17 protein-coding genes are annotated in these 15,671 nt (G+C 55.2%); 10 read left to right on the forward strand and 7 right to left on the reverse strand.

Features of this window, described 5'->3' with window-relative positions; genetic code table 11:
* Positions 1-36 precede the first annotated feature (36 nt).
* The 9 genes from QQK16_RS15140 (at position 37) to QQK16_RS15180 (ending at position 6,003) form a co-directional block, all read left to right on the forward strand.
* Positions 37-690: a hypothetical protein gene (locus tag QQK16_RS15140; protein WP_284197322.1), complete on the forward strand. Its 654-nt coding sequence runs from the start codon at positions 37-39 to the stop codon at positions 688-690.
* Positions 691-918: 228 nt separating this feature from the next.
* Positions 919-1,206 (forward strand): hypothetical protein, encoded by a 288-nt coding sequence (locus tag QQK16_RS15145; RefSeq protein ID WP_284197323.1) that lies wholly within the window; start codon positions 919-921, stop codon positions 1,204-1,206.
* Positions 1,207-1,491: 285 nt separating this feature from the next.
* On the forward strand, positions 1,492-2,616 hold the full coding sequence (locus QQK16_RS15150) for an S-(hydroxymethyl)glutathione dehydrogenase/class III alcohol dehydrogenase (protein WP_439954240.1): 1,125 nt from the start codon (positions 1,492-1,494) through the stop codon (positions 2,614-2,616).
* 19 nt (positions 2,617-2,635) lie between these two features.
* Positions 2,636-3,481, forward strand: coding sequence for an S-formylglutathione hydrolase (gene fghA / locus QQK16_RS15155; RefSeq protein WP_284197643.1), 846 nt, complete (start codon positions 2,636-2,638; stop codon positions 3,479-3,481).
* 98 nt (positions 3,482-3,579) lie between these two features.
* Positions 3,580-4,053: a hypothetical protein gene (locus QQK16_RS15160; protein WP_284197324.1), complete on the forward strand. Its 474-nt coding sequence runs from the start codon at positions 3,580-3,582 to the stop codon at positions 4,051-4,053.
* Positions 4,054-4,067: 14 nt separating this feature from the next.
* Positions 4,068-4,331, forward strand: coding sequence for a hypothetical protein (locus QQK16_RS15165; RefSeq protein ID WP_284197325.1), 264 nt, complete (start codon positions 4,068-4,070; stop codon positions 4,329-4,331).
* Positions 4,332-4,627: 296 nt separating this feature from the next.
* Positions 4,628-4,861, forward strand: a complete 234-nt coding sequence (locus QQK16_RS15170) for a hypothetical protein (RefSeq protein ID WP_284197326.1) — start codon at positions 4,628-4,630, stop codon at positions 4,859-4,861.
* A 19-nt stretch (positions 4,862-4,880) separates the two neighbouring features.
* Entirely contained in the window at positions 4,881-5,387 is a 507-nt protein-coding gene (locus QQK16_RS15175) for a hypothetical protein (protein WP_284197327.1), read from the forward strand.
* Between the two features lie 211 nt (positions 5,388-5,598).
* Positions 5,599-6,003 carry a hypothetical protein gene (locus QQK16_RS15180; RefSeq protein WP_284197328.1) on the forward strand — a complete coding sequence of 135 codons (405 nt, stop codon included), beginning with the start codon at positions 5,599-5,601 and terminating at the stop codon, positions 6,001-6,003.
* A 272-nt stretch (positions 6,004-6,275) separates the two neighbouring features.
* Here the strand turns inward: QQK16_RS15180 and QQK16_RS15185 are convergent, their stop codons facing one another.
* The 3 genes from QQK16_RS15185 to phaR form a co-directional block, all read right to left on the reverse strand.
* The gene (locus QQK16_RS15185; RefSeq protein ID WP_284197329.1) at positions 6,276-6,980 is read right to left on the reverse strand and encodes a helix-turn-helix transcriptional regulator; all 705 of its coding nucleotides are present in this window, start codon (positions 6,978-6,980) and stop codon (positions 6,276-6,278) included.
* Positions 6,981-7,162: 182 nt separating this feature from the next.
* Positions 7,163-8,146 carry a helix-turn-helix domain-containing protein gene (locus QQK16_RS15190; RefSeq protein WP_284197330.1) on the reverse strand — a complete coding sequence of 328 codons (984 nt, stop codon included), beginning with the start codon at positions 8,144-8,146 and terminating at the stop codon, positions 7,163-7,165.
* Between the two features lie 185 nt (positions 8,147-8,331).
* Positions 8,332-8,892, reverse strand: a complete 561-nt coding sequence (gene phaR, locus QQK16_RS15195) for a polyhydroxyalkanoate synthesis repressor PhaR (protein ID WP_284197331.1) — start codon at positions 8,890-8,892, stop codon at positions 8,332-8,334.
* Between the two features lie 322 nt (positions 8,893-9,214).
* Between phaR and QQK16_RS15200 the strand changes: the two genes are divergently transcribed.
* A complete protein-coding gene (locus tag QQK16_RS15200; RefSeq protein WP_284197332.1) occupies positions 9,215-9,751 on the forward strand; it encodes a phasin family protein in 537 nt (178 codons plus the stop codon).
* Positions 9,752-10,006: 255 nt separating this feature from the next.
* Here QQK16_RS15200 and QQK16_RS15205 read toward each other — a convergent pair whose 3' ends face one another.
* From QQK16_RS15205 to QQK16_RS15220, 4 genes are read right to left on the reverse strand one after another with little or no spacing between them, the layout of a single operon-like run.
* Positions 10,007-11,686, reverse strand: a complete 1,680-nt coding sequence (locus QQK16_RS15205) for an ABC transporter ATP-binding protein (protein WP_284197333.1) — start codon at positions 11,684-11,686, stop codon at positions 10,007-10,009.
* Positions 11,687-11,696: 10 nt separating this feature from the next.
* Complete coding sequence (locus QQK16_RS15210) at positions 11,697-12,728, reverse strand: ABC transporter permease (protein ID WP_284197334.1); 1,032 nt, start codon at positions 12,726-12,728, stop codon at positions 11,697-11,699.
* A gap of 10 nt (positions 12,729-12,738) precedes the next feature.
* Positions 12,739-13,677, reverse strand: coding sequence for an ABC transporter permease (locus tag QQK16_RS15215; RefSeq protein ID WP_284197335.1), 939 nt, complete (start codon positions 13,675-13,677; stop codon positions 12,739-12,741).
* The gene (locus tag QQK16_RS15220; protein WP_284197336.1) at positions 13,677-15,662 is read right to left on the reverse strand and encodes a M3 family metallopeptidase; all 1,986 of its coding nucleotides are present in this window, start codon (positions 15,660-15,662) and stop codon (positions 13,677-13,679) included. The genes QQK16_RS15215 and QQK16_RS15220 overlap by 1 nt, the downstream gene beginning before the upstream one ends.
* Positions 15,663-15,671 lie beyond the last annotated feature (9 nt).

The raw sequence follows: 15,671 nt of genomic DNA on the forward strand, positions 1-15,671 counted from the left end.
CTGCACCCAAAGAGAGAACTCACCACTTCCACACCCATGTATACTCAGAACATTCCTTCCTCATTTATCAAGCCTGTGCGCACCCTCATTCCCATCCTTTCCTTGACGCTGACCGCATGCGCAACAGCTCCAGGAGGAGCAGGTCAATTGCAGCCAGTCGACCGTCAAGAATGTCTCGTTATTGCGGAGAAGATCTCATACAAAGACGTACACGGCCTGTTAAATGTCTCCTGGGAACAAGGCCTGTTACCAGGCACTTATCGGGCAGTGCAGGAAAATGCCGTGGGTACCTTCTATCGTGGTGAAGGACGGTCTTTTTTTCAGGCAAATGAATGGATGCGGCAAAATTCCCAGTACATGCTTCGAAAAGGTGGGGCATGGCTACCAAAGGCCTCAAGAGCAAAGCCGCGCTTGTATTGGTATTTTGAACCGGAAACATATTTGGCTTCGGGTACTGACATAGACTCACAGGTCAGTCAGCAAGCTAGTAATGCTGTTTCGGCAGGCTATCCGGCAGGGGCAAGTGTTGTAGGTAGCGCAATTGGAATCGGCATCGTGAACGCTTTCATTGAGTCAAGTCGAGGAGAAATCACCATGTGGCATGAGATTTCTGATGAGAAGTTCGCTCAGATACTGCTGCAGTCCTTGAAAACTGGACCAGAGGCAAGCATTTGCCCAACCAAGCCCTAACATCTAGCCAAGGAAGGATGGCAAGCATACTTAGAGTCTCGGGCAATCTCGGCGAGCGTCTGGCCGCAGCGGACGTAAGCTTCGATCTGGTATCGTTCTTCTTCGGTGAGGCGTTGGTGCGATGGCATCGGCTCTCTGATTTGGCGGTCGAAAGTCGGTGAAGTGCCTTCATCTCGTCCCACTTTCAACCCTTGCTTTGTCAGTTGCACTGGCGCCTTGAAACCGCCCATGGATATCCTGCCGGGCCTGGCGGCTCGTCAGTACGAATTGGTCATGGCCATAGATATCCTTGAGCATTTCGACATGCCCACCGGAGAGCGCTTCTTAGCCGAACTCAAGCGTGTGGCGTCCGGCCATGTGCTGGTCAGCACACCTAAATCCTTCATCCATCAAGAAGTCGAAGCCAATCCGCTGGAAAACCATCGATCCCTGTGGACAGCAGACGACTTGGCAAGAAATGGCTTCACCCACTTGATCCCCGATGCGGAGAGCTGGATCGCGGTCTGCAACATTTGATGCCTCGCCCAAGCTGGTGCGTTAGATCGCCCAGCTTGGCGGCGCTCAGCGCCTGCCCCGAACTTAAGTCGGTGATATGAACGAAGCCCGTCCAGAATGATGACGAGCTGCGGCGAGGGGGAATGATAGACGCTAACAGAGGAGAGCCTACAGGTTCGGCCCACGCTAACCTCTGCCGGCAGGGTTGCCCTGGTGCCAGCTCAGTCCGCCCCCCGCCAGCTACGACTTGATTTCATAACAGGCTCATATAATACGGCCACCCCTTCCACCCCTGAGGCAACCGCCATGAAGATGATCAAAACCCGCGCCGCCGTTGCCTGGGCCCCCAATCAGCCCCTGAGCATCGAAGAGGTCGATCTGATGCCGCCACAGAAAGGCGAGGTGCTGGTGCGCATCGTGGCCAGCGGTGTCTGCCACACCGATGCCTATACGCTTGAAGGCAAGGATTCTGAAGGCGTCTTTCCCGCCATCCTCGGGCACGAAGGCGCAGGCATCGTCGAGGCACTGGGCGAAGGCGTAAGTAGCGTGGCCGTGGGTGACCATGTGATTCCGCTCTACACCCCGGAGTGCCGTGAATGTAAGTTCTGCAAATCAGGCAAGACGAACCTCTGCCAGGCTATCCGAGCCACCCAGGGCAAAGGCTTGATGCCAGACGGCACCACAAGGTTCTATAAGGATGGCAAGCCCATCTACCACTACATGGGCACCTCCACTTTCTCCGAATACACCGTGGTTCCCGAGATTGCCCTCGCCAAGGTCAACCCCGAAGCACCACTGGAAGAAATCTGCCTGCTGGGTTGTGGTGTCACTACCGGCATGGGGGCTGTCATCAATACCGCCAAGGTCAAGCAAGGCGATACCGTGGCCATCTTCGGCCTGGGTGGCATCGGCCTCTCTGCCGTGATCGGCGCCCGCATGGCGGGCGCCAGCCGCATCATCGGCATAGACATCAATACCGATAAATTTGCCCTGGCCACACAGTTGGGCGCGACCGACCTGATCAACCCCAAGGATTTCGACAAGCCCATACAGGATGTCATTGTCGAGATGACCAGTGGTGGCGTCGATTTTTCGTTCGAATGCATAGGTAACGTCAACGTCATGCGCTCGGCCCTGGAGTGCTGCCACAAGGGCTGGGGAGAGTCCGTCATCATCGGCGTGGCCGAGGCAGGCGCCGAGATTGCCACCCGCCCCTTCCAGTTGGTGACCGGACGCGTCTGGCGAGGCTCCGCCTTTGGTGGCGTGCGTGGTCGCACCGAATTGCCGCAGTATGTGGAGCGCTACCTGGCCGGCGAATTCCGGCTGGACGATTTCATTACCCACACCATGCCGCTGGAGGAAATCAACTCCGCCTTCGAGCTTATGCACGCAGGCAAGTCCATCCGCTCTGTCATCCATTACGCCAAGTAAGCCCCACATGAGCCAAGCCCTGGAACAGATCGCCAGCTTTCGCGCCTTTGGCGGCTGGCACAAGCGCTTTCGCCACCACAGCGCCAGCACTGGTACCAGCATGACCTTTGCCATCTACCTGCCACCCCAGTGTGATCAGGGCACCAAGGTAGATGTGCTGTACTGGCTATCCGGCCTGACCTGCACCGACGACAACTTTGCCACCAAAGCCGGTGCGCAACGTGTGGCCGCCGAATTAGGCATGGCCATCGTGATGCCGGACACCAGCCCGCGTGGTGCCGAGGTGGCAGACGACGACAGCTACGATCTGGGCCAGGGTGCCGGTTTCTACCTGAACGCCACCCAAGCGCCCTGGGCTGCCCACTACCGCATGTACGACTACGTGGCTGAGGAATTGCCAGCCCTGATAGAACGTGAGTTCCCGGTTACGCTACGGCGCAGCATCAGCGGCCACTCCATGGGTGGCCACGGCGCCCTGATGATTGCCCTGCGCAACCCAGGCCGCTATGCCGCAGCCTCTGCCTTTGCCCCAATCTGCCAGCCGACTGCCAGCCCATGGGGGCAAAAGGCATTCACCGCCTACCTGGGCGACGATAGCGCGACCTGGCAAAACTACGACAGCTGCCACCTGCTGCAACATGCCCAGCAAGCCCTGCCACTCTTGATAGACCAGGGCGAGCAAGACAACTTCCAGCCCACCCAACTTAACCCACAGGCGCTGGCCGACATCGCCCAAGCGCGCGGCTGGCCTATCACCCTGCGGGTGCAGCCCGGCTACGACCATAGTTATTACTTTGTTGCTAGCTTTATCGAAGACCATCTGCGATTTCATGCGCACTGGCTCAGGCAGACTGCTGGGGGGTAGTTCCAGACAGTGCATTGGCCTTCCGCAGGCCCGGAGTAATCATAAAGGGCGGAACTGCTGAATTACGCGCCTCAACGTCTATTACCGAAAATTCGCTGATGCAGGCGATTTCCGATAACCCGGTAAGTATGGCTTCTTACGCTAGCATGCAAAGGGCCGGTGGCGATCTTCAGTTCAACTTTAATCTTGGGGTTCGTTTTGATGCTATCGGACAAACTAATCCTGCGGCTCGATTGATTCAGTTGTACCCCGCTGCAATTTCGGCTGAAGCGAAGCGGCTTGGTTATGCTCCATTGACATATGCAGCACGTGTGTTTACTCATGAAGTAGATCATCTAATGGACATGCATCGAGGCGTCTGGCAGAACACCCGGTATGCTGAATTTCAAGCGTACAAGATGGAATCTCTGTTCCAGAACTGGACAAGACCATCGCTTGATGCTCGCCGCATGATTTGGCATGAAGTCGGTGAAGACTATCCGCACTTGCCGGTTGGAAAGAATCCATTTGGTGGGTTGCGTGCTCAACGTTCAGCAGGTACTTTGTGCCTGCTGAACAATGACCAGCATTGAACAGAGGTAAAAATATGACTGATCAAGAAAAAACAATAACTCTAAAGAGTAACGACGATGACTTGTTGGCTCTGGTGGAGTTGGCTGCTGCTGGCTATAAGCTTCTGTGCCCAATTTGCAAAGAGGAAGTTTGGGTAATCGATACTCCCGAGAAGATGGCTAAATACCATAGCACCAGAGGGGCGAAGTGTAGCCGCAATCCGGACCACTACGGTTTCTACTTGGTAGAAAAAAGGAAGGGGGATTTCTTGAGAGATTTGCCAAAAAATAAAAATTAGCAGTCCCAAACAAATCATTCTCTATTACCCAAAGAGATGGAAATTTTAGCCGAGATGTTAGTTAGATTAATCTGGATGAAGTTATTGCGGATATGTCAAGCTCTCAAATAGGTAGCACTGTTCTAAAAGCCGACACAAACAATACAATGCGTTTGCAATTCTCTCGCAGCTATATCGCGATGGGCTACTAGGCCCAGAGCGGCCAGATATCTTTGGGATGGCAATTCTCTCCGCGAGTCTTGCAAAACTCTGACGTAGAATCCAAGGTTTTCCTGCCTGCGGCTAAGAGCAATACGATGGCGGCAGAAACTGCCATTCACGAAGGTTTTCATGCACAAGGGGTTGCTGGCTCTAAACGTGCCGAAGTTTTAGCCAGGGTGGCATCAATGCAACACAGAACAGGTGTTGATAAAATACTGTTATCCTCACCGAAAGATATGTATCGTGAAGTGTATTCACTCCCGGACTATGCGGCTCTCCCAAACAGCCTTGGCACGCAGAATCCGCAATTTCCAAACGTGAAATTCTAAAGTACGGGAAGGATTTTTTATGAATCACACCAACGAGTCTCAATCCAAGGCCGGCAGCGACGCAGCTTTGGCTGCATGGGAGATTGAAAAAGCCTACAGACTCTTTTATGGGAGTATTAATTCATCGTCTCCGACCATCGATGGGAACGGATTTTATCTTGTTATGTCTTACGAAGGCGAGAGTTATGTTAGAGCATACAATGCTGCCATAAAGGAGATGCTAGAAAAGTATGGCTTACCTGCATGGGCACCAAAGAGCAGAGCCGTGGCAGCTGATCTTTTACCTGAATTTCGCGCGCAAGCAACAAATGGAATTGAGCTGGACTTGCCTGTAAAGCAGCATCGAATTGTTGCAAGAAGATGCATTAGAATGTTGGAAGGCAAAAACGGAGTCATTCCAATTGCTTATTTACACATTCCCGAGAGAGAAGTAGTTTTAATTTTTTCTGAAATGAAAGATAGTACACGTCGATGTGACGTGGTTGATCTACATTACCAATGCTGGATGCAATCGCTTTCATTCTAAAGCATCCATGAGGACGTTAAGTTCCAAACACTAGCGTTGCGGATGAGATTGTGGCCCTCCAGCGTATTGGTGCGGGATCTATTCTGGATGAGGAATTTACAAAGATCACTTCTAGTGGCAGCGGGCTCGACTATTTTCTTACAAAAAATATGCGTACAGTATTCAGGAGTGGCCTTGTTTATACTCAGTTCCCCACTTTGAGGTGATGCAGATGAAGACGGTTAATCCATATCTCGTTGGTGCAGTTTTGGAGCCATTCCTTCTTCTTGAAGAAGATAAGGCGGCGTCATTCGCATCAATTTGTTCCAATGATGAGGCCGAGGTTCGTGCTTGCATTAACGACTTGCTGGTCCCGTACTTCTTAAAGTTCGATGAGAGAAGCAAGTCCAATATCAAGGATGCGCTTGGGTATATGCTATTACACGGTAGTGATAAATGGGAGGCATTGCTCGCAATGAATCAATGCCCTATTCCATTCCCTGAGCCACCCGTTAAATTTTTTGAAATGTTGTGGGACGAAATTTTTCATCAGGAAGTTTTCCTTGATGGCGATTTAAAAGATTATGTGATCAAGGAGGACATACATGCGCCGAATTTTATCAGTAGGGGCGGATAACTTGTTCCAAACAACGCGTCCGCAACAACGGGTGTTCTTGCAAAAACTCACCATGGAGCGCGCTCCGCGGAAGATCAGCTGAATGTCAATGGTCGGTACACAGCCAGTGCTATCGACGAAGTTGCGGGGTATCTTGCTGAGGACGATCGTCGAGAATTCTGGTGCAGCCAGGACAAGTGTGCAAACGGTTCAACTGGTAGAATCAGACCTATTAAGCATGGATACGCTTCAGAGAAACCAACGTAGCGCTTCCGTTGCGACGTCCCTTACTGTCAAACCGCCCCTAGCGCACCATACCGCGCCGCGATCATGCTGGCCTGTATGTAATTCCCCGCCCCGATTTTCTCGGTGGCAGCCTGTAGCAATTGCCGTGCTGCAAGGTGCGAGATATTCAATTTCTCTGCAATCTCAATCGCAGAATAACCAAAACCAAACACCCATTTAAGCGCTTCCAATTCGGTCTTGCTTAGATCGGCTTCGATCTGGTCTTGCGTATCGAACAGAGTAATGACAGCGCCTGCCAGCATGTCAGTAAAATAAGCCAGCTGTTTGGCCTGGGTGATCTGCTGTTCCAGCGTACCATCGAAAGCCGCATCGCGATCCATGCTCAGCATCATGCGCCGCCGGCCACCGGGGCGTGCGGCATGCACCACGCCATTGTGTATACCTATCGAGTTACCCAACTCCCATAAATCCGCCGCGCCCGCCGAAGCATAGGTCTCCGCTGTCCAGATAATGGTTTTAGGTGCCGTGGTGGCTACAACTTCAGTCGACACCGGATCCCTTGCCACTACAGTACCGGCATCCCAGGTACGGCTTGGCATGCGGTCTATCCAGAACGGCGCATTGGACAGTGTCGGGTTGACGTAACCCAACATGAAATTACGAAAGCCCAGCGCGTTCGCCATGGCAGAAATCTGGTCAGCGAGTTCATCCGCCAGCCTCACATGCCCCAACGAGTCGCGCAGTACTCCCATGACCAAGCTTTATACGGCTGGGTTGATGATAGGCTGCGGTGTATCACTCTGTGGCTTCACGAGCCCAGCTGGTGCTTGATCCTTAGGCTGCTCAGTGGCGGGGCTAGGTGTGGTGACGCCGAGCACGTTGATGAGCAGCAGGATAAAGAGTTCAATCACGACTATTTCCTTTATATAGGGGGTTAAACCAGTCTACGTATCATACCGAGCACATCGGCCAACTGGATGGAGCAAAAATAGTGGCCTTCAATTAGGCGGGGCTGCATAGGTTCCGCGCACAACACGAGCGCAGGCACGTAGCGGCCACAGGCTGCACGAACAGCTTGAACAAACACCGGCCAATCCGACAGTGACTCATGCACGATCAGTAGGTTGGGTGCCTGCTTGAACTGCTCCGCCACCTGCGAGTCACCCTCCACATGCCAGATATCAAACTGGCGTAGCAAAGCTCGCGTCGCTTCATAGCGGGCATAGCTGGGGTTGCTGTCCAGGTCTGCCATCGCACGGGCAGCAGACTGGGCTATCATCTGCAGAGGCGAGCGCTGCATGGCGTCGAGCAGCGCCGCACCAGTAGCATATTCTACCGTCTGGCAATGATACTGCTGCAATTTCACCGCAAGTTCATTTGAGAGTGACGTGCGGCCAGGCAAGCACACTGCGATACGCGGTTCTGTCTTGCGGGTCTCGCACAGCGAATCCACATAGTAGGCCACGTGCGCTGTTTCACGCGGGCCGCTACCACAGGCCTCCAGCCGCCAGAAACGCCCCTCCCCTGGCCTGCACACCATGGCACTGGCCTTATCTGTGGGCAGGGGCTGCAAGGATATCCAGGCTCGCCCCTGGCACTCCGTACCGTTCACCGAGATCAGGCAATCCACCATCTGTGTTCCCTGGATCACCGGTGCCAGCAAGATCGAAGGCGGTACCGCGAATGCCTGGCAGATGGCCATCATGTCTTCGACATTGCGAACACCATCACTACTCCAACGATTCACCGTCTTTTTGTCTACGTTCAGTGCATTCGCCAGCGTGCTGGCATGTCGACGGGGGTTGGGCTCTTCGCGGTAGAGCAGTGAGGTAATCCGCTGATAGATGAGCGCAGGCTCTGGCAGCTCGGTGAGCCCAGATAGCGCGGCGCTTGGCTGTGGTAGGACGGGGCTATTCATGACTAGGGATGTTACATCGCTCATGGGCACTCCATAGGGCTCAGTAAGGGGCAAGGCACTTTCAAGCCCCCTGCTGTTGCTTTTACGCTAGCAAGCCGCACACCGATACCCAGGCGGGGTAGTCGGCAACAAAAAAGGCGTATCCGCAGACACGCCTTTTGCTTATCCGCTGCGCGGATTGATCTCTATTTTTTATCACTGCCACCTGGGGGAAAGCCAAATCCAGTCCACATGTTCTTGGTGCGGTCCTGCAGCTGTTGCTGCATCTCCACAAACATATTGGTGCTTTGCTCCAGGTAGCTGGTCATCATGTTCTGCATGGCCGGGGCTTGGAATTTCATGAAATCCCCCCAGAGATTGGCATTGCCTGCCAAGGGGTTCTCGCCTTGACCGTAAACCGTCTTCGATTGCTCCTGCAGGCGCTGCTGCATCTGGCTGAACAGCTGCAGGTTCTTTTCCAGGTAGTTGCCCATCAGCCCCTGCATGGCATGGCCGTAGAAGCGGATGATCTGGGTCAGTACGTCGTAAGTAAACATCGGCGCCCCGCCGCTCTCTTCTTCGAGAATGATCTGCAGCAACACGCTACGGGTGATGTCTTCGTGAGTCTTGGCATCCTCCACCACGATCTCGACGTTTTCAAGCACCAGTTGTTTGACATCCTCAAGGGTGATGTAGCAGCTGGTGGCAGTATCGTAGAGGCGTCGATTGGGGTACTTCTTGATCACGCGCTTTGGGGTATCGGCCAAGTTTGTCTCCGTATTTTTCTGTGAATCAATCACTTAGCGAGCAGATAAACTTTGCTGCATTGCAGCATATTGTTCTTGACGCCACAGAACCCTCTTCCTAGAATGGGTTGTGTTGTGCGAAGCAGCATAACTATAACGCAAGCCTAAGCGTACAGCACTCTTCCCCCGCGCCTGCGTACTGCCAACAACAACCGGCAGCACCTGCAGGCCATGCTAAAGCGTGCCATGCAGCATGGGTGGCCCACCCAGCTCCACGGTCTTGGACTTGCACACAGCCCCTACAGGCAAACAGTACAGACACATAACAAACCTGGAGAATGACATGGCACCATCCCCCCAAGCAGAACTCACCCAGCAGCAACTGGAGATCGCACTAAAGCTTGCCCGCATTAGCATAGACAGCGCAGAGCGCATGCTGCAGTTGCAGCTGACTGCCGCAAAAGACGCACTGGAGGACTCCGCCAAGGTGGCCAACAAACTGGCAGAAGTCAAAGACCCACAATCCGCCCTGGCTGTACGCGCCGCCCTGACCGAGCAGGCCATGGGCTCGATGCTGGGCCTGTCGCGCAATATCTACGAACTGGCCGCCCAGACCCAGGCTGAACTGGCCAAGGTAAGCGAAGCCCGCCTGGGCAATCTGCAGCAAGAGTTCCTGGCCGGCTTCGATAAGCTCGGTCAGTCTGCACCGGCCGGCTCCGATCTGTTTTCTGCGGGCTTCAAATCCAGCATTGCAGCCAGCCAGGCCGCTTTTGACAGTCTCACCAAGGCCAGCCGGCAGGTAGCTGAATTTGCCGACGCCAGCATCAAGGCCGCCAGCACCGCCACCGCCGATGCCGTCAAGAGCAGTAGCCGCAAGTAAGGCGCTACGCCAAGCTGTGCTCCGTATCAAGGCCACGCAAGTGGCCTTTTCTCATACAGTCGCCCAGGTCGTATTGCCGCAGGCAAAAGAAAAGCCGCTATATCAGCGGCTTTCAAGTCATCACAAGGCTACCCGGCGCCCCTTTTCTCCCCCGTGGCTCAACCACTGCCTGCTCTTGGCAGGTTTCAGCGACGGCGCCACGCTTTCACCGGGAGCGATATGCCCCCCTATGGGCATATCGCGCCTTGCGCCCGGTCAGCGACCGGGAATCGCGGCCAGCAATTTCTGCGTGTAAGCGTGCTTGGGCTCGCGGTAAAGCTCATCAGAATTGGCGTATTCCACCATCTCTCCGTGGTGCATCACCAGCACCTCGTCCGAAATGTATTTGACCACGCTGAGATCGTGCGAAATGAACAGGTAGCTCATACCGTATTCATCCTGCAATTCCTGCAACAGGTTCAGCACCTGCGCCTGCACCGACACATCCAGCGCAGACACCGATTCGTCACAGACCAGAATCTCCGGCTTCATCGACAGGCAGCGGGCAATGCTGATTCGTTGGCGTTGGCCGCCTGAAAACTCGTGCGGATACTTGTGGAAGGCTTTCTCATCCAGCCCCACCCGGCGCAGCAACTGGATCGCATGATCAGCGCGGTCCTTGTCGGTGTCGTGAATGCCATGCACACGCATGGGTTCCAGCAGGATGTCACCCACGGTAAAGCGCGGATTCAGGCTGGCATAGGGGTTCTGGAAGATGATCTGCAACTGCCGCTTGTAGGGCTGGAACTCGCGGTCGGACAGACCCATCAGGTTCTTGTTGTTGTAGATGACCTCACCGCCTTCGCAGCTATTGAGGCGCAAGATGGTCTTGCCCAGTGTGGTCTTGCCAGAGCCCGACTCACCCACGATACCCAAGGTCTTGCCACGCGCCAGCTTGAAGCTGACATCCTTCACCGCAGCCACTTCCTTATGGCCGAACAAGCCTTGCTTGACGCGGAAAGTCTTCTTCAGGTTATTGACCTGCAAGATGATGGGATCGGCCGGGCTGACACCACGGCTGCGCTCACCCTGGGGCAATTCATGCTCACGGCCTTGCAGGAAGTCCTCGACGATAGGCAGGCGGATAGGACGCTTGTCTATGGTTGGACGGCAAGCCAGCAAAGCACGGGTGTAAGGATCCTTGGGGGCGGTAAACACGCTCTCGGCCGGCCCCTGCTCCTTGATCACGCCTCGGTGCATCACCACCACATGGTCGGCGATCTCACGCACCAGCTCCAGATCATGGGTAATGAACAATACGCTCATACCATGGCTCTGCTTAAGCTTCATCAGCAGTTCAATGATCTGCTTCTGTATCGTCACGTCCAGCGCTGTGGTCGGTTCATCCGCAATCAGCAGCTTGGGTTCGCAGGCAATCGCCATGGCGATCATCACACGCTGCTGCTGACCACCCGACATTTCATGCGGATAGCTATTAACCCGAGTTTCCGGATCTGGGATACCCACCTCGCGCAGCAATTCGACTGCACGTTTTTTTGCCTCGTTCTTGCTCAGGGGCTTATGCAGGCGCAGCACTTCGACGATCTGGTCGCCCACCCGGTATACCGGGTTCAGCGAGGTCATCGGATCCTGGAAGATCATCGAAATATGCTTGCCGCACAGGTCACGGCGCTGTTTCTCGGTCTGCTTCAGCAGATCGGTGCCTTCGAACACCATGGCACTATCGGCGGGTATCTCGGTATTGGCACGCGGCAACAGATCCATGATGGCCATGGCCGATACCGATTTGCCCGAGCCCGATTCACCAACCAGCGCAACCACGCTGTTCTTGGGAATCACATAGTTGACGCCCTGCAGCGCCTCAAAACGCTCGTTCTTGCCGAGCCTGAAGGTAACGCGCAGATTCTTGATTTCAAGCAGGTTTTCAGTGGTCATCGTGCATTCCTTAGCGGCGGCTGGCCTTGGGGTCGAGCGCATCGCGCAACAAGTCGGTAAACAGGCCAAACGAGACCACGAAGGTCGACATGACCACAGCTACCGTCGCCAATTGCCACCACTTGCCCAGCACGAGTTCAGGCATGACTTCATTGATCATGATGCCCCAGGACACCGAGTCCGTCGGCACGCCGAGACCCAGGAAGGACAGGATGACTTCTGCCTTGATGAAATCCACCACCAGCTGCGAAAGCTGAACCAGTATCAGGTGTGAGACGTTAGGCAGGATATGTACGAACATCTTGCGGCCATGCGAAGCGCCAATGGCATTCGCTGCCATGACATAGTCACGGCCACGCTGCTTGATGTATTCGGCACGGATAAGGCGGTAAGTACCGGTCCAGCCCACAAAACCCAGAACCAGGATCACGGTACTCACACCCTTGCCAAAAACAGCGGCAAACGCGAGAACCAGCAGGATGTAGGGGACCGATGTGAAGATGTTGTAGAACCATTCCAGCAAATCACCGAGCTTGCCACCGAAGTAACCACCCAGCGCGCCCAGCACGGTACCGATGAACACGGCTAGCAACGCGGATGCCAGACCAATGCTGATGGATACCTGCCCCGCCTTGATCACTTTGTCGAAGACGTCACGGCCCCACTTGTCACCTCCCAGTGGCAGCGTCCAGCTTGGTTTGACCTCAGCCTTTTCATACGCTGCGGCGTTCTTCTCTATCTCTTCATAGTAAGGCGCCAAGGGATCGACTGCCTTTTGCTTCTCATCAATCACCAGTACATCTTGGCTGATGATGCTGTTCTTGCCTTGTGGGTTCGGGTAGTCGTCACCCAAGAAAGATGGGTTGGCGTATGACACACCAACTTCCTCGTTCCAGTCTTTCGCCACCCAACCCATACCCGCCGCGCCGGCGACCAGGAAGTACACAACCAGAACGGCCATGCAGAATCGCGCCAGCTTGTCCGCCCACAGGCGTTTTCCGGCGGCGCGCCAGAATCCATACGATGCTTGTTGCTGAGTCATTGTCGCCGCCTCACTTCAGTTCGACACGCGGATCGAGTCTCTTATAGAGGACATCGACCAGCAAATTGACAGCCATGGCAAACATGGCCAGGTAGACAGTGATCGCCTTGATCACCGGGAAATCGCTGCGTTGCACCGCATTGACGATTTCCTTACCCAAACCCGGGATGGAGAAAACCATCTCGATGAGGAAGGAACCCACGAACAGCCCTGGCAACGCCAGTGCCAGGTTGGTCACGATGGGTACGGCAGCATTGCGCAGTACATGGACAAACATCACTCGGTGCTCGGAAGCACCTTTGGCGCGGGCGGTCCGGGCGTAATCCTGGCCGGTTTCTTCCACCACAAAGGAGCGATACAAGCGCAAGCTCGGCGCGATGGAAACGAACAACAGCAGAAGAATCGGCAGCGGTGCGTAAGTGCTGACGTTGGTCCAGAAATCATCACTCCAGCCCAGCACCGGAAACCACTCCAGCTTATAGGCCAGCAGCCACTGGCCCACCACCACATACAGCAATAGCGAGATGGACATGGCTGCAGTACAGATGCCCATTACGGCGCGATCGGTAAACGAACCGCGCTTGTAGGCGACGGCTACTGCCAGCGTCACGGCAACAATGGCGTCCAGCAACCAGACCTGCAGCATCACGGTCAGCGAGACCGGTGCTTTCTGCAGGATGATTGCCGAAACAGCCTCGTTAGTACTCCAGCTGGCGCCAAAATCAAAGGTGAAGACCTGTTTGACGAAGATCCACAGTTGCACCCAGATCGGTGCATTCAAGCCCAACTGCTCGCGGATGGCATCAATTTTTTCCTTGCTGGCCACCTTGCCGGCAAGGATGGCGGCAGGATCGCCGCCAAACACGTTGAACAGGAAGAAGACCAGCAGCATGACCCCGGCCAGGGTCGGGATCATTTGCCAAATACGGCGTAACAGGTAGGTGCTCATTATTTAGCCTCTGCAGCCTTCTGGCCGGTGATTTCGCGGAAGAAAGCATCGGAACTGGGTTCGCGGCCCAGGAACTGGCGAACCAGGTCCATCTCGGGCACTTGCGAGCCGTTCTCCAGAATGCTCTTGCGGAAACGCATACCCACTGCCGGATCCATGACATTGCTACCGAAGGCCGAGCGCATATCCAGCGCCAGTACCTCGGACCACATATAGCCGTAGTAGCCGGCCGCATAGCCACCGACGATATGGCCAAATGCACCCGGGAATTCCGTACCCTTCACATAGCCCAGCGGTGTTGCTGCTTCCATCTTCTGCCACAGTTTGAGCGGATCCTGCGGCACTGGGCCCGCCAAGGCCATGTCATAGGCGGCGTATAGCCATTGGCGGGCGTACTTGGTACCCGCGCCAAACAGCCGGGATTCATTCATCTTGGCCACCAGTTGCATATCGATAGGCTTGCAGCTGGCACAGACCTCGTTCCACAGCGCCAGCGAAGCGGGATTACGCGCCCACTCCTCAAACATCTGCGACGGTGCCTCGACAAAATCACGCTTGGTATTGGTACCTGCATTCAGGGTGTAGCGGGTGCGGCTGAGCACACCGTGCATGATGTGGCCAAACTCGTGGTACAGCGTTTCCAGCTCGTCCTGATCAAAGCCCTTGCGGTTGAAGTTGGTCACCAGCGCCGAAACCGGCGTCTGACCTGTCAGCGTACTGGACTGGCGTACCGTAAAGGCCGCGGCATGCTTGTACTTGCCATCGCGAGGGAACAGGTCCAGGTAGAAGGACGACAGATACTCACCCGATGCCTTGTCGAATACATCGTAGCCCTTCACATCCTCGTGCCAGACTGGCAGCTTGGCATTCTGGCGGAACTCCACGCCATACAGACGGCTGGTCACAGCCATCATCCAGGCTATCGTCGGCTCGGTAGGGAACTGGGCGCGCACAGCCTCCTGATCAATCTGGAAGCGCGCCTTTTGCACCCGGCGCTCATAGAAGGCCTGATCCCAACGCTGCATCACAGCCTTGGGGTCCTTGGTGTAAGTAGCCTTCTCCTTGGCCAGTTCAGCCAGTTCGCGCTTCTCCACCTCGGTCACGGTGTTGCGGACCTTACCCAGGAAATCCAGCACAACTTCCGGCTTGCCCACCATATTGTTACGCGTAGCCCAAGCAGCATACGAGGGGTAACCCATCAGCGTCGCCAGCTGCTTACGGATATTGGCCACTTCATGGAGGATGGCGAGATTCTTTGCACCGCCGCGGCGTGCGTAGGCGTACTGCATCTGCCGGCGGGTTTCGCCACTCTCGGCCGTTTCCATCACAGGCAGATATTCAGGGTAGTCGAAGCCAACCAGGTAGTTTCCCTTGGCATCACGCTTCAAGCCCTGCAGTACATCGTCAGACAAACCCTTGAGCTGCTCCGCAGTGAAAGCCAACTTCTGCTTGTTCTCGCGAACGTTGCGGGCAAAGTCCTGCTGCAGTTTATCCAAGCGGGTAAACAGCTTGCCAGCCTGAGCACGCTTGGCAGCCGGCAGGTTCACGCCCTTGTCTTCAAATTCTGCCAGGATGCCCTTGAGCGTTTCGGCATCAATGGCGTCCGCCGGCTTCACGGCCTTGAAGCGCTGATATAACGCCTCTTGCTGCATCAGCTTGTTCATGGCGTCCGAAATCTTGAGGTCGCAAGTTTCTTCAGCCTGGCGCAGCTTCTCGTCCGGGTGCACGTTGGCGACCAGGCCACCGCCCCACCAGAACTCGACCAAGCCACCCATGGTCTTGCTCCAGGGTACCAGCACAGTTTGAACATTGGCCTCGGCCAAGGGCAGCTTCTGCAGCTGGGCGGCAGCGCCATTCAGGTCGGCAATTGCTTGGCTGCATAGCGCCGGCACTGCCTCAGCCTTGGAAATACGGATCTCGCCACGCTCGGCGGCAAAGGCTGCCGGCAGGCAAAGCGCGAGTACGAGTGGTGTAAGTTTACGCATGCGGGTTTC

It is taken from the genome of Chitinimonas prasina, assembly GCF_030160395.1.
In the GTDB taxonomy this organism is placed as follows: Bacteria; Pseudomonadota; Gammaproteobacteria; order Burkholderiales; family Chitinimonadaceae; genus Chitinimonas; species Chitinimonas prasina.

Excerpts from the sequence above, each read along its gene's own strand:
- QQK16_RS15185 (WP_284197329.1), bottom strand. The coding sequence starts at position 6,980 with ATGGGAGTACTGCGCGACTCGTTGGGGCATGTGAGGCTGGCGGATGAA.
- QQK16_RS15165 (WP_284197325.1), top strand. The coding sequence starts at position 4,068 with ATGACTGATCAAGAAAAAACAATAACTCTAAAGAGTAACGACGATGAC.
- QQK16_RS15220 (WP_284197336.1), bottom strand. The coding sequence starts at position 15,662 with ATGCGTAAACTTACACCACTCGTACTCGCGCTTTGCCTGCCGGCAGCC.
- QQK16_RS15145 (WP_284197323.1), top strand. The coding sequence starts at position 919 with ATGGATATCCTGCCGGGCCTGGCGGCTCGTCAGTACGAATTGGTCATG.
- QQK16_RS15170 (WP_284197326.1), top strand. The coding sequence starts at position 4,628 with ATGGCGGCAGAAACTGCCATTCACGAAGGTTTTCATGCACAAGGGGTT.
- QQK16_RS15210 (WP_284197334.1), bottom strand. The coding sequence starts at position 12,728 with ATGACTCAGCAACAAGCATCGTATGGATTCTGGCGCGCCGCCGGAAAA.
- QQK16_RS15175 (WP_284197327.1), top strand. The coding sequence starts at position 4,881 with ATGAATCACACCAACGAGTCTCAATCCAAGGCCGGCAGCGACGCAGCT.
- QQK16_RS15200 (WP_284197332.1), top strand. The coding sequence starts at position 9,215 with ATGGCACCATCCCCCCAAGCAGAACTCACCCAGCAGCAACTGGAGATC.
- QQK16_RS15180 (WP_284197328.1), top strand. The coding sequence starts at position 5,599 with ATGAAGACGGTTAATCCATATCTCGTTGGTGCAGTTTTGGAGCCATTC.
- QQK16_RS15160 (WP_284197324.1), top strand. The coding sequence starts at position 3,580 with ATGCAGGCGATTTCCGATAACCCGGTAAGTATGGCTTCTTACGCTAGC.
- QQK16_RS15150 (WP_439954240.1), top strand. The coding sequence starts at position 1,492 with ATGAAGATGATCAAAACCCGCGCCGCCGTTGCCTGGGCCCCCAATCAG.
- QQK16_RS15140 (WP_284197322.1), top strand. The coding sequence starts at position 37 with ATGTATACTCAGAACATTCCTTCCTCATTTATCAAGCCTGTGCGCACC.
- QQK16_RS15190 (WP_284197330.1), bottom strand. The coding sequence starts at position 8,146 with ATGAATAGCCCCGTCCTACCACAGCCAAGCGCCGCGCTATCTGGGCTC.
- QQK16_RS15215 (WP_284197335.1), bottom strand. The coding sequence starts at position 13,677 with ATGAGCACCTACCTGTTACGCCGTATTTGGCAAATGATCCCGACCCTG.
- QQK16_RS15205 (WP_284197333.1), bottom strand. The coding sequence starts at position 11,686 with ATGACCACTGAAAACCTGCTTGAAATCAAGAATCTGCGCGTTACCTTC.